This window comes from Candidatus Villigracilis saccharophilus, assembly GCF_016711665.1.
The window spans coordinates 68,029-86,320 of record NZ_JADJSO010000049.1; the positions used below are offsets into that span (position 1 = coordinate 68,029).

General features: G+C 49.9%; 15 protein-coding genes and 1 pseudogene. 10 read left to right on the forward strand and 6 right to left on the reverse strand.

The genetic code is table 11. From position 1 onward, the window contains the following. The first annotated feature begins 5 nt into the window (after nt 1-5). The 4 genes from IPL17_RS15255 to IPL17_RS15270 all read left to right on the forward strand — a co-directional run bounded on the left by IPL17_RS15255 (nt 6) and on the right by IPL17_RS15270 (nt 3,304). Complete coding sequence (locus IPL17_RS15255; RefSeq protein ID WP_345307936.1) at nt 6-683, forward strand: hypothetical protein; 678 nt, start codon at nt 6-8, stop codon at nt 681-683. A 31-nt stretch (nt 684-714) separates the two neighbouring features. Further along, nucleotides 715-2,049 (forward strand): class I SAM-dependent methyltransferase, encoded by a 1,335-nt coding sequence (locus IPL17_RS15260; protein ID WP_345307937.1) that lies wholly within the window; start codon nt 715-717, stop codon nt 2,047-2,049. A gap of 129 nt (nt 2,050-2,178) precedes the next feature. Next, the gene (locus tag IPL17_RS15265; protein WP_345307938.1) at nt 2,179-2,964 is read left to right on the forward strand and encodes a DUF1349 domain-containing protein; all 786 of its coding nucleotides are present in this window, start codon (nt 2,179-2,181) and stop codon (nt 2,962-2,964) included. A 67-nt stretch (nt 2,965-3,031) separates the two neighbouring features. Further along, entirely contained in the window at nt 3,032-3,304 is a 273-nt protein-coding gene (locus IPL17_RS15270; RefSeq protein WP_345307939.1) for a hypothetical protein, read from the forward strand. Between the two features lie 83 nt (nt 3,305-3,387). Here the strand turns inward: IPL17_RS15270 and IPL17_RS15275 are convergent, their stop codons facing one another. Further along, nucleotides 3,388-4,122, reverse strand: coding sequence for a peptidylprolyl isomerase (locus IPL17_RS15275; RefSeq protein ID WP_345307940.1), 735 nt, complete (start codon nt 4,120-4,122; stop codon nt 3,388-3,390). A gap of 83 nt (nt 4,123-4,205) precedes the next feature. Here IPL17_RS15275 and IPL17_RS15280 point away from each other — a divergent pair, with 83 nt between their 5' ends. From IPL17_RS15280 to IPL17_RS15290, 3 genes are all read left to right on the forward strand, one after another. Next, a complete protein-coding gene (locus IPL17_RS15280) occupies nt 4,206-5,036 on the forward strand; it encodes a YwiC-like family protein (RefSeq protein ID WP_345307941.1) in 831 nt (276 codons plus the stop codon). A gap of 9 nt (nt 5,037-5,045) precedes the next feature. Then, complete coding sequence (locus IPL17_RS15285) at nt 5,046-5,240, forward strand: hypothetical protein (RefSeq protein WP_345307942.1); 195 nt, start codon at nt 5,046-5,048, stop codon at nt 5,238-5,240. A 223-nt stretch (nt 5,241-5,463) separates the two neighbouring features. Beyond that, nucleotides 5,464-6,615: an acyl-CoA dehydrogenase family protein gene (locus IPL17_RS15290; RefSeq protein ID WP_345307943.1), complete on the forward strand. Its 1,152-nt coding sequence runs from the start codon at nt 5,464-5,466 to the stop codon at nt 6,613-6,615. A gap of 79 nt (nt 6,616-6,694) precedes the next feature. Here IPL17_RS15290 and IPL17_RS15295 read toward each other — a convergent pair whose 3' ends face one another. Continuing rightward, nucleotides 6,695-7,168 (reverse strand): low molecular weight phosphotyrosine protein phosphatase, encoded by a 474-nt coding sequence (locus IPL17_RS15295; protein ID WP_345307944.1) that lies wholly within the window; start codon nt 7,166-7,168, stop codon nt 6,695-6,697. A gap of 484 nt (nt 7,169-7,652) precedes the next feature. Here IPL17_RS15295 and cysK point away from each other — a divergent pair. The 3 genes and pseudogenes from cysK (at nt 7,653) to IPL17_RS15310 (ending at nt 15,572) form a co-directional block, all read left to right on the forward strand. Further along, a pseudogene (gene cysK, locus IPL17_RS15300) lies at nt 7,653-8,592 on the forward strand (cysteine synthase A). A 64-nt stretch (nt 8,593-8,656) separates the two neighbouring features. Further along, nucleotides 8,657-9,364 carry a serine O-acetyltransferase gene (gene cysE, locus IPL17_RS15305; RefSeq protein ID WP_345307945.1) on the forward strand — a complete coding sequence of 236 codons (708 nt, stop codon included), beginning with the start codon at nt 8,657-8,659 and terminating at the stop codon, nt 9,362-9,364. 226 nt (nt 9,365-9,590) lie between these two features. After that, entirely contained in the window at nt 9,591-15,572 is a 5,982-nt protein-coding gene (locus IPL17_RS15310) for a PAS domain S-box protein (RefSeq protein WP_345307946.1), read from the forward strand. Nucleotides 15,573-15,610: 38 nt separating this feature from the next. Here IPL17_RS15310 and fabF read toward each other — a convergent pair whose 3' ends face one another. The 4 genes from fabF to moaD all read right to left on the reverse strand — a co-directional run bounded on the left by fabF (nt 15,611) and on the right by moaD (nt 18,288). Continuing rightward, nucleotides 15,611-16,855: a beta-ketoacyl-ACP synthase II gene (fabF, locus tag IPL17_RS15315; protein ID WP_345307947.1), complete on the reverse strand. Its 1,245-nt coding sequence runs from the start codon at nt 16,853-16,855 to the stop codon at nt 15,611-15,613. A gap of 121 nt (nt 16,856-16,976) precedes the next feature. Then, on the reverse strand, nt 16,977-17,528 hold the full coding sequence (locus IPL17_RS15320; protein ID WP_345307948.1) for a GNAT family protein: 552 nt from the start codon (nt 17,526-17,528) through the stop codon (nt 16,977-16,979). Between the two features lies 1 nt (nt 17,529). Further along, a complete protein-coding gene (locus IPL17_RS15325; protein WP_345307949.1) occupies nt 17,530-18,003 on the reverse strand; it encodes a molybdenum cofactor biosynthesis protein MoaE in 474 nt (157 codons plus the stop codon). Between the two features lie 36 nt (nt 18,004-18,039). Next, nucleotides 18,040-18,288 carry a molybdopterin converting factor subunit 1 gene (gene moaD, locus IPL17_RS15330; protein ID WP_345307950.1) on the reverse strand — a complete coding sequence of 83 codons (249 nt, stop codon included), beginning with the start codon at nt 18,286-18,288 and terminating at the stop codon, nt 18,040-18,042. Between the last annotated feature and the right edge of the window lie 4 nt (nt 18,289-18,292).

Below are 18,292 nucleotides of genomic sequence, written 5' to 3' on the forward strand. Positions count from 1 at the left end.
TTTCGATGCGTTATATTTCCGTTCTTGGCTTTATCACTTTGCTTGTTTCCGCTTGCGCGCCAATGACAGCGCCTACAATAACGACTACACCCGTCATTGAACCCTCGCCAACATTTACGCCCATCCCAACTTTTACAGCCAGCCCCGTTCCAACAGCAACACCATTCGCCATTTTGGGAACTGTTGCTTTGGACTTCACCGCCCTCCTGTGCAACGCAGAATGGATGAATGGCGGAATCAAACTCACACCTTGTCCGAATCCCAGCGCTGACATTTCAGGCGGTTACGCAACCGTGCTTGACCCTGTCTCAGAGGGTTTACCCATTGATACACCTGTGCTGAAAATGATCCCAAATGCCAATGCCTTATTCCTACGTTACCCGCCATTCAAAGTAGGCGCAAGCGATCGTTTCCGCGCCACGCTGCGTTGTCCGGCATCAACGCGGTGTGATGTGCAATTTGCTTTGGAATATTACGATGCTGATGGAAAGTATAATGGCGAGTTTATGGCATGGGACTTTAAATCGGGAGATTCGCCGATCAATGTGGATGCCGACCTGGCTTCGCTGACTGGTCAAACAGTGGATTTTGTTCTAACGCTTCGACTCTTTCATACCATCGAGAATTCCCAACAGGATAATGGTCTCTGGATCGCACCCCATATTTATCGTCCGCTGCAATAGACGGGCGTAAATCTGATAATTGGAGAAAACTATGGCTACGTATGAACATAGATTAGCAGAAAATGAAGACAACCCTTCCATTGTTGAGCGCATTGAAGTGCGCCCCTGGCGATTGGGCGGTAAAAGCCATCAGGAATTTGTGATCGGGGGCGGGTCAAATTTCGACGCTTCAGGCAACATCCTGGTCGAGATCATCTACTCAGTCAACGATGTGCAATTCTTTTACACGCGTAATTTTATCCACCATATAGATTATGGCCTGCCTGTTCCTGAAGACAACGATTGGATCGAAGATTTCAGGAACGGAGAACACGACTGGTACGGCTTTGGCGATATGCTTCCGGAGACCTCCATTTTCTTTCGACGCGAAAAAAATTCCTATAAAGATGAGAATAATGAAGATAATCTCTATGTTAATTATTCCCTCGAAATATCGGCTGATACAGGCGCCATATTTGGCAAGGCAGGACCCGGGCAGCGCAGCATCGAGATCAAGATCAAACACATCGCAATCGAAGATGGCATCGAGTTTATGCGTCAGCTCACAGAAGAGATCGAGTCCCTTTCATTGGAGAAACATCCCGACCCGGCCGATATTCCGTCAGGCTCAAGCGATTGGCCGTTTGTCCGTTTGGTCAACCAAAAAGCGTACGACAAGATCGCCCTGGATTATTCAGAGAACTATTTCTCTGAGCCGCCATTGACGGAAATTTTCGACGCATGGCTCAAGGACATCCCCGCAGGCGGTCACATCCTCGATGTGGGCTGCGGACACGGCCAGCCGGTTATTGCGCGCCTGCTTGAAAAAGGCTATACCGTCAGCGGCGCGGATCTCTCCCCCAAAATGCTTGAAAAAGCAAAAGACCGCTTCCCCAATGTCTCGTTCGTAAATCAACTTGCCAGCGAAATGACCTACGAAGCCGAATTCGACGGAGCCTGTTCGCTTTCCTCGCTGCTATATCTTGACCCGATCGACCTGTCTCACAGTTTATACCGCATATATCACGCGCTCAAACCGAATGGATTTTTATTTCTGCACGCCTACGATCTGCATCCCAGGTGGCGCGGAGAACCGTATCAAGTCGATATTAAAGAATGGATGTGGGTCTGGACATACGGCATGGATGAAGCCGTACAAGCGCTGGAGGAACACGGCTATTTCAAAGTGTTAAAAGCGCAGGATGTCACGCCAGAGGAAGAAAAACAAGCAGGCATCGAAAGATGGTACAACGGCGCAAAAGAATGGTACGAGGAGCACATCAAACAATTTCCCGCGTCCCCTTATCCCGCGCCGGATATGAATAAGACACCGAGGCTGTCCTACAAATATGCCATCATTGCCCAGCGGCAAACAAAGGAAGCCTGATTTTTTTGCCTTTTCACGTAATACGCACTTGTCTTTCACGAGATTGGAATTACCGCGCGGCAAAAGAACGGGTTATAGTGAAAAGATCGCAATCTCCGCTATAATCAATTAACCGTACAAGGAGAAACCATGAAACGCAGCATTTTATTTTCATTGGTATTTTTATTGATCAGCGCATGCGCACCCTCACCAAAGCCACCCGATGCTACACCTAATTTAACAGATGTCCCGGTCAGCGTCCCACCAGCGGCGACGGATGCCATTTCCAGTGAAGTTCCATCGCCATCCCCAAGCCCGGAGCCAACCGCCACAGCCGAGACTGAGAGGATCATTTTTCAGGATAATTTCCTGGGCTTTCTGGACGAAAACTGGCAGTGGCTAAATGAAGATCCTGCCAACTGGTCTTTGGAAGCCGTGCCTGGTTCTTTGCAGATCACCATAGAAAATGGTTTTTTAAACCTCAAGAACGCATCCAATGTGTTGCTGCAAACTGCGCCTGAGGGAAATTTCCAATTGGAAACCAGCCTTAATTTTCCCAAAAACAACCGTACCCACTTTGCGGGATTGCTCCTATACGAATCTGAAAAGAACTTTATCCAGGCGGGTCATGCCTATTGCAACCCGGTCAACCGCTGTGTGGGGGATGGAATCTATTTGGAAGAATATAATCAGGGAATTGTCCTGATGGAACCTTATGTTGCACAAAAATACGACCAGGACAGCGTATACCTGCGGCTGATATTCAGAGACGGTCTGCTTGTCTTTCTGGTCAGCCCGGATGGATCTGCCTGGTATCGCATCAGCGCGAGCCCGGTCAACTTTGATATTTTACAAGTGGGACTGGTGGCAAGCCAGAATTTGAAAGACCCGTCTCCTGTGACCTTTGATTATTTTCAGATCAAAGCTTTGAAGTGATAAAGGTTCTTATTATCCTTACACTATTGTCTTCCCCACTCTTAATATTGCAATCACGGTTGAGCCCATGACAAACAAGATCAAGCCCTTCGAAACGATCGCCTCACAATTTCAGATCTCGCATGAAAGCGCCAAATATTTCCTCGGGCGCGTGCAAAAAAGTTTCAAGACTGAAAGACCGCCCCATAAATTAATTCTGGAATTTATTGAAGCGCAGAATTTTGAATTCCTGCCCACTCCATACGAGGCGGCTGAAATGATGTACGAAAACGGCATGTGGTCTTACGCTCTGAATTCCGCACCTCCGATCCTCGTGGATGATGAGGATCTGGAAATTTGAAATTTACAATTGATTTTTAAATAAGAAGGATGAGGCCGCTTGACCTCATCCTTCTTATTTTATTTCCATCCAAGCGCCAGAGATCATTTCTCCGTGATCGTGACCGTCTCGATCGCATCACCGGCAAATGACGGGTTTTGGTCGGGGTCGCGGCGTGTAATGGCATTCACGATATCCATGCCTTCAACAACCTGACCAAAGATGGTATAGCCGCCGTTCAAAAAGTCAGCGGGGGCAAAGGTGATAAAGAATTGACTGCCATTGGTGTCCGGGCCTGCATTTGCCATCGCCAACACGCCAGCCTTATCAAAGACAAGATCGCTATTTTCGTTCACGAATTCATAACCAGGTCCGCCCATGCCTGTCCCCGTGGGGTCGCCGCCCTGCGCCATGAAGCCTTCCAACACGCGGTGGAAAGTCACGCCGTTGAAATATCCCTTACAAGCAAGGAAGGCAAAACTATTGACGGTGATCGGGGCTTTGGCAGGGTATAACTCCACAACAAATTCCCCGCCCTTGGCCAGTTTAAAGGTCGCGAAATATTGTTTGGCCTCATCGATCAATTGCGCGGGCGCTTCGGTATATTGTTCGGCTGCGGGGATCGCGTCAAAAATTCCGCAGGCAGGCGAAGTGCTGGCAACGACCTCTCCGCCGCCGGCTGTCGTCTCGGTTTCCTTATTCTGTAGTTTCGAAAGGAAGGAAAAAATAACCACTAGAACGCCGATCACGACGATCGCAAGAGCGGCGTACTGAATGGTCTTCTCGGGAGTTTGGGTGCTGGTATTGCTCTTTCTACTGACAGGTTTCTTTTTAGACATGCTCAACTTCTCCTTGGATTAAATTTGTCCCATATTATAACCACCTTGCGCGTACCAAGGTTTTCTTGTATGCTTGCCTGACCATGCGAGATTATTTCAAAAAGCAGATCGCGCTTCCACAAGACCACGGCTCATGGGTCTTTATTCTTAGCCCGTTACTGGTCGGCATTTTCGCTGGAGGAAATTTCACGTTTGCCGCCTTCAACCTTGTTCTCGCGGCGATGTCTGCATTCATGATGCGCCAACCGATGACGGTGCTTGTCAAAGCATATTCCGGCAGACGCCCCAAGAGCGATCTTGCCGCCGCCCGTTTCTGGCTGCTGCTCTATGGCAGTGTCGCGTGCCTGGCTTTGCTCGGACTGATGCTGCAGGGCTTTGGTTTTCTCCTGTTTTTAGCAGTACCCGGCTTGGCTGTTTTTGCATGGCATTTGAAGCTGGTCAGCCGGCGCGCGGAACGCAAACAGGCGGGTGTTGAAGTCATCGCAACCGGCGTACTCGCTCTGGCAGCGCCTGCCGCATACTGGGTCGGGATCGGCAGATATGATCCGCTGGGCTGGTGGCTCTTCCTATGGGCATGGCTGCAATCTGCGGCAAGTATCGTCTACGCATATCTCAGGCTCGATCAACGCGAATTGAAACAGGATCAGGCAACAGGGCTGGAAAGAAGCGAGTTATGGAAGATGGGGAAAAGAGCCTTGCTTTACACAACCTTCAATTTAATCGCATCGCTTATACTTGGCCTGGCAAAGTTGATCCCATTTTTTATTTTCATCCCTTTTCTCGTTCAATGGCTTGAAACGCTGTGGGGAATCACGCATCCTTCCATCGGTTGGAAACCCGTGCGCATCGGAATACGACAACTCGCAGTCAGCACATTGTGGACTTTATTATTCATCCTGGTTAATCGGTCTTAAAGGAGCACCATGAAAGACAGCATCATCCTGGTCACGAACAACGGGTTGGGAAACGCAGATATACCCCTGCAACAAAAACTGGCAGTGAAATATTTTGAGCTGCTTTCGCAAAACAATGAACTACCTTCCGCTATTTGTTTTTACAATACAGAAGGTGTGATCATCGAGGCGCAAACAAAAGCATCCAAAGTGATTACAATATAAAATCCTCTATCGTACAAATGTCGTTGCGATGAGGTTCTTGCCCTTACCAATGCCATCCCGAATGTTTTTATCGGGACGAAGCAATCTCCAATTTTATGATGTGTTTCAGTACACAATGAGATTGCCACACCGCCGAAGTACAAAAACGGCGGTTCGCAAAGACATCAATGCCTGAGGTGTACGATGGCGAAATATAAAATAAATTAATGCAGGAGAATCTTAAATGAATTTTGATCTAAATGACGAACAAAAAGCCTGGAAAAAATCCGTCCACGATTTTGTGGGGAAAGTTGTAAAGCCCAAGGCGCGTGAAGTGGATGAAACAGAATCGTTCAATTGGGACGCGGTCCGCAAGGGCGGGCCGCTCGGTTTGCTTGGCATGAACATCCCCGAAGCCTATGGCGGTTCCAGCGTGGATTCGATCTCATCGGCCATCGCAATGGAAGAGTTGGGCTGGGGCTGCGGCTCGACCGCGCTGGCGCTCACTGCCCATAACGGACTGGGAACCTCCCCGATCACATTATACGGCTCGGAGGAATTGAAATCAAAGTGGCTGACGCTGGTCGCTGACGGCAGGAACAAACTCGGCGCGCTCGCATTGACCGAACCCGGAGCGGGATCTGATATTCAAGGCGGCGTGATCACCAAAGCCGAAAAACAGGGCGATGAATGGGTCATCAATGGCGCAAAGATGTGGTGCACCAACGCGGGCATCGCGGAGTACATCATCACACTTGTCAGGACAGATCCAAAAGGCGGATCGAAATCCTTAAGCATGATCCTTGTCCCAACTGATTCAAAAGGATTAACGATCGGTCCCGCCGAAAAGAAGATGGGGCTGCGCGGTTCGCCCGCTCACGGCGTGACCTATGACAACGTGCGTGTGCCGCTTGGGAATTTGGTCGGCGTGGAAGGACGCGGCTTACAGCAAACACTGGCCACCCTCGACGCGGGGCGCATCAGCATCGGTGCGATCTCTGTCGGGCTGGCACAGGCCGCGTTTGAAGCCGCAGTGGATTACGCCCGCGAACGCAAGGCATTTGGGCAGTCCATTTCTGAATTCCAGGCCATTCAATTCAAACTTTCCAACATGGCGATGGAGATCGAATTAGCCCGCACGATGATCCACAAGACCGCCTGGCTGAAAGACCAGGGACGTCCCTACAACAAAGAAGCCGCCATGGCAAAGCTATACGCAACCGAAATGGCAGAACGGGTCTGCTATGACGCGATCCAGATCCACGGCGGGAACGGATACAGCCGCGAATACAACGTGGAAAGAATGTACCGCGACGCGCGCCTGATGACCATCGGCGAAGGCACAAGCGAGATTCAAAGGTTGGTGATCGCAAGGCACGTGCTGGCGAGCGAGTAACCATTACACAATATCACCAAAGAGCGCACAGAAACTTTCCTCTGTGCGCTCTTTGGAAAACAGAATTTTTTCTAAAGTTCTATTTTAAAGACTTTTTTGCGAGGCGAAGAATATTGGCGTAGCCGCGATCGATCAGTGCGGAAATATCCGCCGCCAACTCATCAATACCCTGTCCAGATTTCATTGGGTCGGGCAGATCGTAGACCTGCTGATCGACCACCTCGGAAAGCAAATAGATCTTTTTACGCGCGATTGGAAATTCAACAGCAAGCGCTTCCTTATGACCGCTTTCCATAACCAGGATCAAATCCTGGTTATCAAGCATGTCCGCATCCACCAGCCTTGTCCGATGCATTCCAAGATCAAGACCCAATTTTTCAGCGGCCAATCGGGCATCCTGTGGAGCGGGTTGATCCGGCTTGGTCCAGGTACCGGCGCTTGCGACAACCCAATTGCCCGATTTTCCATCCTCCAGTAATTTTCGAATGAAAATTTCAGCCGCTAGCGGAGAACGATACATATTACCGGTACATACAAATAAAATTTTAGGCATGGTCAGGAATCCGTTTTACATCCTGCCGCCCGCAGTCTGCATAAAAAAGCATGGGGATCAAGCTAAGATCAATCATGCCCGAATTATAACAACAAGAACCCGTGTACGATCTAAAACTTCCATCCACAACATGCTATCTAAAATCGAAAAAACTTTCTTTGTGACCGATCCGAATAAGGGATGATCTATAATTCATGAAGAAAGTCCTTCGGCCAGGTAAGAAATTTCCACTCCGCATTTTCTATAAAGGAAAGAATATGAAAATCACATTGAACTGCATCTGTACACAGCGGGGTCACTAAACCACCGCTCCTTTTCCCAGAGAAAAACGGCTGTTTGCCGCTGACGGTGGGCTTGACCCCGCAGAATTCACAAGTCATCAATGCATGGCTTGATGGTCTGTCCCACCGTTTGCAATGGTCAGGATATATCACTGACTGGCAGACAGCCGTTTTATTATTTTAATAACAACAGGAGAATTAAAATGAAGGTTGCAAATAACGTCACAGAATTAATTGGAAACACCCCCCTTGTCCGATTAAATCGGGTCACCGAAGGGGCAAAGGCGGAGATCTACGCCAAACTTGAATTCTATAACCCCGCCCATTCGGTAAAGGACCGCATCGGCAAAGCGATGATAGACGCGGCGGAAAGAGACGGTCTTCTCAACAAAGACACCATTCTGGTCGAGCCGACCAGCGGCAACACCGGCATCGCGCTTGCCATGGTCGCCGCAGCGCGCGGATATAAATTGATCCTGACCATGCCCGAAACCATGAGCAAGGAACGACGCATGTTATTGCGGGCCTACGGCGCAGAATTGATCCTGACACCCGGCCCTGATGGCATGGGCGGAGCAATCCGCAAAGCTGAAGAGATTGCCGCGTCCGACCCATCCAAATACTTTCTGCCACAGCAATTCAAGAACCCAGCCAACCCGGAAATTCACCGCAAAACCACCGCAGAGGAAATATGGCGCGACACAGACGGCAAAGTGGATTTCCTTGTGGCAGGCATTGGAACAGGCGGAACGATCACCGGGGTGGGCGAAGTGCTCAAATCGCGCAAGCCCTCGTTCAAAGCCATTGCCGTGGAACCTGACGCGTCTCCCGTACTTTCTGGCGGCACAAAAGGCCCGCATCCCATTCAGGGTATTGGAGCGGGCTTTGTGCCGGACATCCTCAACACCAAAGTTTATGATGAAGTGATCCGTGTCAAAAATGAAGATGCCTTCCAAACCGCCCGCCGCATGGCACGCGAAGAAGGATTGCTCGTGGGAATTTCCTCAGGGGCAGCCACCTGGGCAGCTTTACAGGTCGCCAATCGCGAGGAAAATAACGGCAAGATCATTGTTGTGATCATTCCCCTCTTTTGGCGAACGTTATTTATCCACCCCATTGTTCGCCGATCTGGCGGAAGTTTAATTTCCCGTTTAAAGGGAGTGCTTCGCCTTGAAGCACTCCCTTTAATATTTTGTAGAGATCCAAAATGTTCAAAATAATTCGCGAAGATATTCAATCTGTTTTAGACCGCGACCCTGCCGCGCGCAATTCACTGGAAGTATTACTATGTTACCCCGGGTTATATGCCATTTGGGCGCACCGCCTGTCCCACCGTTTATGGAGAAGCGGATTTAAGCTGATCGCGCGCTGGATATCACAATTAATGCGCGGAGTGACCGGGATCGAGATCCACCCTGGAGCAACGATCGGGCGCAATTTTTTCATCGACCATGGCATGGGAGTGGTCATTGGCGAGACAGCCGAAGTTGGAGATCATGTCACGCTCTATCACGGCGTGACACTGGGCGGCACCAGCCTGCACAAAACAAAGCGCCATCCGACCATTGAGGACCATGTGGTGATCGGGGCCGGCGCAAAAGTATTGGGCGCGATAACCATCGGAGCGAACAGCCGCGTCGGCGCCAATGCGGTCGTGGTCAGGTCAACACCATCAGATTCGGTCGTTGTCGGCGTACCGGGCCAGGTTGTGATACGTGACCATCCCATCCATCTGCCAGATGAAAAAGCCGACCTTGAGCACGGCAGCCTGCCCGATACGATCGGGGAGACCTTGGCAGCATTAATTGCGCATGTCGAATCTTTGGAGAAACGGGTCAATGGCGGCGGAAAGAATATCCCCGCGCTACACGCGCCCGATAAGGGTATTTGGAATTGGAATGATTTTGAAATATAAACAACCGCCCTTTTACAGCGATTTTGCTTTAATTCGCCCGCCTGAGGTTTGTGAGCCGCAAACAAAGGAGGCTGATCCATAATAAAACATTACAATTTTGTCATATTTTGGCTGGAGGTTTCATGATAAGCTTAAGTACAAATAGATCATCTTGATTTTCACCTTTAGATATGGTGAATATGCCAGAAAACCATTACCAAAACTGTAATCATAAAGGGCGGTTAGCATGAAAAAAGAAACCTTGAAAGAATCCAATTCACGGTCAGTATTTGATTTGCATGGAAAAGAACGGCGTGACTTTTTTCTTGCAATTTTGATCCCATTTATTGGCTTGGGACTGCAATGGGTATTTTGGCAATATATCTCCCCTTTTGTCTGGTTCCTATTTTTCCCGGCAGTTTTTATCAGCGCAAAACTCGGGCGTTTAAAAGGCGGGTTGGTCAGCACGGTGCTTTCCGCCCTTATGGTCGTATATTTCTTCATGCCGCCCCAGCTTTCCTGGGAGGTGAAAAATCCATATAATTTGTTTTCAGTGGCAATGTTCGTCATTATGGGGTATCTTTTCAGCGATGTCCAGGAACGGTTCTGGGCGGCGAACAAGCGCACAGAAAACGCCTTGCGTGAAACACAGACAGCGAATGAAACAATTACAAAGCTATACGAAAAGACCCGCGAGCTGGATGAACTTAAGACACAATTTTTTGCCAATGTCAGCCACGAACTTCGCACCCCCCTGACACTGATCCTGGGTCCTGTACAAAAGGCACTGCACTCGCCCGATCTTGACCCTGAATTACGCCACGACCTGGATGTCGTGCGGCGCAACGCGCGTTTCCTGCATCGGCACGTGAATGACCTCCTGGATGTATCCAAGCTGGATGCCGGTCAGATGGCCCTTCATTATTCTCAAATTGACCTGGTGCAATCGGTCCGCATGCTGGCGTCCCAGTTCAACGTGGTCGCAGATGAGCGGAACATACAATATCAAGTGGAAGCAGAGGGATCCTTCACAGCACAGGTGGACGCAGAAAAATACCAGCGCATTCTTCTCAACCTGTTGTCCAACGCGTTCAAATTTACGCCCGACGGGGGCAGGATAAAGTTGGCATTGGCTGTTGAAGGGGAAGACGCAATTGCCCAGGTGTCCGATAACGGTCCAGGCATACCGATTGCCCAGCGAGCAGTTGTGTTTGAACGGTTTCACCAATTAGAGGGAAATGCCTCTCGCAAGCATGGAGGGACGGGGCTTGGACTGGCGATCGTTAAGGAATTTGTCGAATTGCATCATGGCGACATAACAATAGGCGACAGCCCGGACAACGGCGCCATGGTTACTGTTCGAATTCCACTTTCAGCGCCCGCAGGAACAAGCGTGGACTTATCCTCCAATAATATGGAGAATGAAACCAGCCTGGAGCTAGTAGATGAACTGTTCATGGAACATGTGAACATACAAGACCCAGTCACCAGGGAAAATTCAAACGCGCCTTCGATCCTGGTGGTGGAAGACAGTCCGGACATGAATGAATTCATCTCCAGCGCGCTCAAAAAGCAGTACCGCATCTTCACCGCCGCCAACGGCCAGATCGGTTTGGAAAAGGCGCTCGCACTGAAGCCCAATTTGATCCTGACGGATGTAATGATGCCGATCATGAGCGGCGACCAAATGGTGGCCGCAATCCGTAAACATAGCGAATTGAAGGATGTTCCGATCGTGATGCTGACCGCCAAGGCGGATGAAAAATTAAGGGTGGAGATGCTGCAAGCAGGGGTGGAAGACTATATCAACAAGCCTTTTACTGTGGAGGAATTACTCGCACGTATAAGTAATTTATTGATGGCGCGTCAGCGTGGAGCAGACGCTTTACTTGAAAGCGAAGAAAGATATCGCGACCTGTTCCAAAAAGCCACACTTGGGATCTTTCAGTCCACGCCGGAAGGAAAGGTTGTCCTGGTCAACCCGGCATTCGCAACAATGTTCGGCTACGCATCCCCTGAAGAAGTTCGGGAAAAGATCAAGAATGTATCCACAGACATTTTTGCCGACCCGCAGCGCCGCCTGGAGATCATCCGCCTGCGAACAGAAAACCCGGAGTTGAATACATTTGAAAATCTATATCGGCGGAAAGACGGCAGTACGTTCATCGGCCGTCTGCACATACACACCATAAAATATGTGACTGGAAACGAAATTTTTGAGGGCTTTATCGAGGATATTTCCGAGTACAAACGGGCGGAGGAGGCGCTCAAGACCGCGCTGAATTTTTCAAACGATCTGATCAATTCCATGCAGGATGGCGTTTCAGTGCTCGATAAAAACGGCGTGCACCTGGATGTCAATACTGCCCTTTGCCGCATGACCGGCTTCTCACGTGAAGAGATCATAAACACGGGAATTCCGCATCCTTACTGGCCTGAAGAAGAATACGAGCATATTCAATCGGCATTTCAACAAACACTGGCAAACGCGGCGGCAACTTTTGAATTAATATTTAAGCGCAAGAACGGCGCGCGTTTTCCGGTCATCGTCAGCCCATTTGCCATAAAGGATGAACTTGGGAACGTTGTTAGCTATTCAGCAACCGTGAAAGATATCAGCGAGCGTAAACAAGCCGAAATACGCCTGCGCCGCTTCTGGGACCTGCCGCTGGTTGGAATGGCGATCACCTCCCCCGCGCGGCGCTTCATTGAAGTTAACCAGAAACTGGCAGACATGTTCGGGTACACAACGCAGGAACTGGTCGGCATGACCTGGGTCGAGTTAACGCATCCCGAAGATGTGGATAGGAATATTCAACTGCTGGAAGAAGTAATAGCGGGAAAGAGCGATCAATACTCGCTGGATAAGCGTTTCATCCGCCGCGACGGCACGCTGCTCTACACGCATATTGCCGCCCATTGTGTGCGGGACACCAATGGCGCCGTGGATTATCTGGTACTTCTAATCCAAGACATTACTGAAACCAAACAAGCGGATGAGAAATTACAAAAAATAAAAAATTTACTCTCAGAAACAGAAATTATTGGACATGTTGGCGGCTGGGAACTTAATATTGACACAAAAGAACAGACCTGGACGGAAGAGATCTACCGCATCCATGAATTGGATCTGAGCTATCAACCGACTGTGGAAGAAGGCATCAATTTCTATACGCCCACATCCAGACCGATCATTGAAAAAGCCGTACAGCGCGCAATAGAGAACGGCGAACCATTCAATGAAGAGTTGGAAATCATCACAGCAAAAGGCAATCAACGCTGGGTGCATGCCATTGGGAAAGCCGATCTGGAACAACGGCGCGTCTATGGATTCTTCCAGGATATCACCGAGCGCAAACAAACGGATGAGAAACTGCGGATGAGCGAGGCAAACTTCCGCAATTTGGCTGAGAACATCACAGACGGCATCCTGATCGGCACCGCCGCAGGACGGCATATTTATGCAAACAGCCAAGCCGCGTTACTACTGGGGTACACACAAGATGAAATTTTACAAACCAGCCAAAAAGACCTGGCTGATCCATCCGTGTACCCGCAATTAAAACAACGGCTCGAGGATCGGATCGCGGGGCTGGATGTGCCCACCAGATATGAAACGATTATCCGCCGCAAGGACGGCTCAAGTTTCCACGCGGAAATAGCGGGCACATACACCATCTGGCAGGGACAGGCTTGTGATCTGGTATTTATTCGTGACATCACGGAACGCAAGCAGGCGGAAGAGGCTTTGCAAGAATTCGCCTATTTCCCGGCACTTAATCCGGGACCGTCCCTGCGTATTGATGGTTCCGGTTTTATCAGACAGGCAAATCCAGCCGCTTTAAGCCTTGGTCTTGAAACGGACATAGATATAAGTTCGATCATTCCGGAAATCGCGGCAGATGATTTGATCGATTGCATTCGCAGCGGGTCCACGAACACATATGAGGTGAAATTAAGGGAGAGCGTTTTCCTTTTGACGATGCGCGGCGTACCAAACATGGGTCAAGCCTATGTGTACGGCAGTGATATCACCGAGCGCAAACAAGCTGAGATCATCCTGCAAGCGCGCATGAAGATCAGTCAATTCGCGGACTCTCATACCCTGGACGAATTATTGCGAATGACGCTTGACGAAGCCGAAGCCTTAACCGGCAGTACGATCGGCTTTGGGCATTTCCTTGAAGCAGACCAGAAGACACTGAAGCTGCAAATGTGGTCTACCAACACACTGAACAATATGTGCACAGCTGAAGGAAAGGGCAGTCATTATTCGATTGACCAGGCCGGGGTGTGGGTGGATGCGGTTCATGCCCGCGCGGCAGTGATACACAATGATTATCCAAACCTTGCACACCGCAAAGGCCTGCCCGAGGGACATGCGCCTGTTCTGCGCGAACTGGTCGTTCCGATCATGCGAAACGAACAGATCGTGATGATCGTGGGCGTGGGGAATAAACCGACCGCCTATACAGATCAAGATATTTCCACTGTCACCCAATTGGCAAATTTTAGCTGGGATGTCGTCCAGCGCAAGCGGGTTGAGGTCATTGTGCGTGAAAATGAAGAACGTTATCGCACAGTAGTATCCAATGCACCCGGCATCATATTTGTGACAGATGAAAAAGGGGTATTCACGCTTTCAGAAGGAAAAGGTCTGGTCAATCTTGGCTTAAAACCCGGCCAGGTGGTTGGTCAGTCGGTCCTGGATGTGTATAAAGATTACCCGGACATTATCAACGCAGTGAAAGACACACTTGGCGGCAAAAGTCAGCGGCATGAAACAAAAATTCAAGGTTTGGTGTTTGATGTTCTTTACTCTCCCATCCTTGATCAAAAAGGCAGGGTGGAAAAGATCCTTGGCGTTGCCACTGATATCACCGAACGCAAACAAACGGAAGCGGCATTGCAGGCAGCCAGTGAATATAACAGGCGGCTGATCGAAGCCAGTCTCGACCCGCTCGTAACCATTGGGCCGGATGGCAAGATCCAGGATGCAAATGAAGCCACAGAACTCATTACAGGCGTATTGCGCGAACAATTGATCGGCGACGAGTTTTCCAATTATTTCACAGATCCAGAAAAAGCGCGGAAAGGCTATCAGACGGTCCTGGCGGAAGGATTCGTGAAGGATTATCCGCTCACCATCCAACATATCTCGGGCAAGACAACAGACGTGCTTTACAATGCCTCGGTTTATAAGAATGAATACGGGAAAACGCAGGGTGTCTTTGCCGCCGCGCACGACATCACAGAGCGCAAGCGGGCGGAAGAAGCACTGCGCGCCAGCGAACTCTTTAACAAAAGCATTCTAAATTCACTGACCGCACATATTGCGGTATTGGATGAGAACGGCGTCATCATCGCCGTTAACGAAGCCTGGAAAAAATTTGCGCAGGAAAATAACAGTCCCGATCCCGATGCGTATTTGGGAGACAACTATCTCGCTGCCTGTGAAGTGGCGATCCAAAATGGCGACCAGACCGCAAATCAGGTTGACCTGGGCATACGCGCGGTATTAAATGGGATGCGATCGCAATTCAAAGCCGAGTATGCATGCAATTCACCCGACCAGCAGCGCTGGTTCACCATCACCGTGGTTCCCTTGTATCAACACGGACAAGGCGTGATCGCCATTCACCAGGACATTACCGAGAGCAAGCTGGCGCAGCAATCGCTCGAGGCGTCTCAATTGATATTGAAGAACGCCCTGGAACTCGAAAAGCAATTGGCGCGCACAGATCCGCTGACCGGAGTTAATAACCGCCGTTACCTGTACGAACTCGCCGAGCGGGAATTTGAAATTTCCCAGCGCTATCAACAGCCGCTCTCTGTTCTAATGTATGATATTGATCATTTTAAAAAATTCAACGATACCTTTGGGCACATGCTGGGCGACCAGATCCTGAAAATCGTAACAGATACCGCGGTCAAGGAATTACGTTCGGCAGATACGATCGGCCGCTATGGCGGTGAGGAATTTATCATTCTATTGCCCATGACGAACGCGGAACAAGCCTATTCGCTGGCGGAACGCATCCGCACGGCGGTGGCGGCAACCAACGTGCCAACCCAAAAAGGCGATACCTTTGTTACGCTCAGTATCGGGATCGTTGAAAAGAGTTACAACGTCCCATCAGAGTCTGTTGAGGAAATTTTCCACCGCGCAGATGAAGCCATGTACGCCGCCAAGCAAGGCGGGCGTAATCGCACTGAGATCGGGGATTAACTCACGTTATTTTATTGTGGTTTATATGACCAGTCATTTTATGAATATTTTCTCAAAGCCAGAACCGCGTTATGTCCGCCAAAGCCAAAGGCATTGCTAATGACAAGCGTTGTATTAATCTCGCGCGCTTTATTGGGGATGTAATCGAGATCACATTCGGGATCGGGGGTTTCGTAGTGAATCGTAGGCGGAAGGATGCCCTCACGCACCGCCTGGACACAAAAGATCGCTTCCAAAGCTCCGGTCGCACCCATCATATGTCCGGTCATGGATTTGGTGGACGAAACTGGAATCTTATACGCCAGATCGCCAAATGAGGCTTTGATCGCGCGAGTCTCAGATTGATCGTTCAGGAGCGTTCCCGTTCCATGCGCATTGATATAACCAACCTCATCAATATTTGCCCGCGCAGAGGCCAATGCCATGCGGATCGCGGAAGCGCCGCCCTCCCCAGAGTCTTGCGGAGCTGTCACATGGAAGGCATCGGCAGTGGCACCGTACCCAGCCAGCTCGGCGTAAATCACGGCACCGCGCGCCTTCGCATCCGACTCCCGCTCAAGTACCAGCACCGCAGCGCCTTCACCCATCACCAATCCATCACGATTTTTATCGAAAGGCTGGGGAGTCATCGAGTAGTCATCGTTACGACGCGACATTGCCCCCACGCGATCAAAGGCAGCCACGCCTGTGGTTGTGATCGTCGACTCAGCCGCCCCTGTAAGCGCGGCGTCGATCATTCCAGTACGCAGCATCATCAAGGCAGTACCGATGCCGTCCGAACCAGATGCGCAAGCGGACGCCACGGAAAAGCACGGACCCTTAATTCCAAACTCAATCGCCGTCATGCCTGCGCCGCCATTCGCCATCAGCATAGGGATCAGAAATGGGCTAACGCGGCGTGGTCCCTCAGTATGAGTTGTCAAAATCGCCTCCTGCAATGAAGATAACCCGCCAATCGCCGAAGAAATAATCACGCCAACGCGCCCGGCATTGGCCTCGGTGATCTGCAAGCCGGAATGTGTGACAGCCTCACGAGCCGCCGCAATTGTAAATTGTTCAAACCGGTCGCGGCGGCGCGCCTCTTTTGGATCCATGAAATTTTCAGGCTTGAATCCTTTTACTTCCGCGGCAATATGGACCTGCACACCCGCCGCATGTGAATCAAATAAAGTGATCGGCCCGACCCCGGATACGCCCTCGATCAAATTAGTCCATGTTTCTTTTACGTTCAGTCCAAGGGGGTTGACCGTCCCCATACCGGTAATAACGATTCGTTCCTGCATTCTTCCTCCAAAATATGTACAGATATAACTGCACATAAAACCCCATTGGATAAAAAGCGTGACGCTCTAAAATTCTCTGTTCCCCACTCTTGCCAAGCCTGCTCCTTATGGCAGCCCCTTATCATTTCCCGGATCTTTCCCGCCACTCCCGCTGCAACAAGGCATAGTGATATTCGCTCGCGTAAATCCCATTGACCAAATAACTCTCAACAAAATGCGCCTCGCGGCGGAAACCAAGTTTTTCCAAGGTCCGATACGAAGCGATATTTTCCACATCGCAATCCGCGGCAACACGATGAATATCCATGTCTTCAAAAAGGTATTTCAATAAATACGGGACCACTTCACTGACATAGCCCCTGCGCCAATATTTTGCAGCAAGCGAAAATCCGATCCTCGCCTGGCGGATATCATCCTTTTTAATATAACAACCCAGATCGCCAATTAATTCATCTGTCTCTTTTAAGGCGACAGCAAATTGAATCCAATCATTCTCTTTAAGGGCGATCCTATCCTTCATGGATGAAATAAAAGCCTCACCCTTTTCGCGCGGATATGGAAGCCCCCAGCCTTGATATTTTGCAACCTCAGGATCGTTACGATACGCTAAAAAATTCTCAAGATCACTTTCAATAAAATTACGCAGGATCAAGCGGGTCGTGTGTAAATACATGCTACTCTCCCGGCTTTGGGGTGTACGCTCCCTCCACCCATTCCGCGCCGCCGGGTCCAACTTCCTTCTTCCAAACCGGCACGATCTCCTTCAAACGGTCAATGCCATAGCGGGCGGCATCAAAAACACCCGTATCACGGTGGGCTGCAGTACAGGCGATCAACACTGTCGGCGTCTTTGGGTAGAGTTTGCCAATGCGCTGAACAACAGCGATCCCCTCGATGACCGGCCAGCGTTCACGGATCTCATCTGCGACCTGCTTCATTTTTTGTTCAGCCATTGGCACATAGGCTTCATACTCAAGATATTCAGTCACATGCGCCTCGCCGCGAGTGGTTTCGCCGCGCACCATACCGGTGAATATCGCCGCCGCCCCGGTGGAGGTGAGTGTGATCTGCGCCAATAGATCGTTCAAGTCTATTTCAGATTCTGTGATGGAGAAAATAGTGGGAAGGTTTGACGTTGAAGGTTGCATGTTATTTAAGACAGCGAGCTGCCGGACTCCAAAATATTATCCGCCACTCACGGGCGGGAACAGTGCGATTTCCGCACTGGGCGGCACAATCGCTTCGTCAAATGCATATTCACGGTTGATGGTGATCAAGACAGATTTTAAAGAGTCTTTGAGGTCAGGGTAATCTGTTGATAGTTTTTCCTTTAAGCCAAGAATTGTCAGGTCGGCGGGAATATCAATCTCAAGAGATTTTGTCCCGGCACGGTCGCGAATGGTTGCAAAAAACAAAAGTTTTATGTGATTCATTATT

Excerpts from the sequence above, each read along its gene's own strand:
- IPL17_RS15255 (WP_345307936.1), top strand. The coding sequence starts at position 6 with ATGCGTTATATTTCCGTTCTTGGCTTTATCACTTTGCTTGTTTCCGCT.
- IPL17_RS15260 (WP_345307937.1), top strand. The coding sequence starts at position 715 with ATGGCTACGTATGAACATAGATTAGCAGAAAATGAAGACAACCCTTCC.
- IPL17_RS15265 (WP_345307938.1), top strand. The coding sequence starts at position 2,179 with ATGAAACGCAGCATTTTATTTTCATTGGTATTTTTATTGATCAGCGCA.
- IPL17_RS15270 (WP_345307939.1), top strand. The coding sequence starts at position 3,032 with ATGACAAACAAGATCAAGCCCTTCGAAACGATCGCCTCACAATTTCAG.
- IPL17_RS15275 (WP_345307940.1), bottom strand. The coding sequence starts at position 4,122 with ATGTCTAAAAAGAAACCTGTCAGTAGAAAGAGCAATACCAGCACCCAA.
- IPL17_RS15280 (WP_345307941.1), top strand. The coding sequence starts at position 4,206 with ATGCGAGATTATTTCAAAAAGCAGATCGCGCTTCCACAAGACCACGGC.
- IPL17_RS15285 (WP_345307942.1), top strand. The coding sequence starts at position 5,046 with ATGAAAGACAGCATCATCCTGGTCACGAACAACGGGTTGGGAAACGCA.
- IPL17_RS15290 (WP_345307943.1), top strand. The coding sequence starts at position 5,464 with ATGAATTTTGATCTAAATGACGAACAAAAAGCCTGGAAAAAATCCGTC.
- IPL17_RS15295 (WP_345307944.1), bottom strand. The coding sequence starts at position 7,168 with ATGCCTAAAATTTTATTTGTATGTACCGGTAATATGTATCGTTCTCCG.
- cysE (WP_345307945.1), top strand. The coding sequence starts at position 8,657 with ATGTTCAAAATAATTCGCGAAGATATTCAATCTGTTTTAGACCGCGAC.
- IPL17_RS15310 (WP_345307946.1), top strand. The coding sequence starts at position 9,591 with ATGAAAAAAGAAACCTTGAAAGAATCCAATTCACGGTCAGTATTTGAT.
- fabF (WP_345307947.1), bottom strand. The coding sequence starts at position 16,855 with ATGCAGGAACGAATCGTTATTACCGGTATGGGGACGGTCAACCCCCTT.
- IPL17_RS15320 (WP_345307948.1), bottom strand. The coding sequence starts at position 17,528 with ATGTATTTACACACGACCCGCTTGATCCTGCGTAATTTTATTGAAAGT.
- IPL17_RS15325 (WP_345307949.1), bottom strand. The coding sequence starts at position 18,003 with ATGCAACCTTCAACGTCAAACCTTCCCACTATTTTCTCCATCACAGAA.
- moaD (WP_345307950.1), bottom strand. The coding sequence starts at position 18,288 with ATGAATCACATAAAACTTTTGTTTTTTGCAACCATTCGCGACCGTGCC.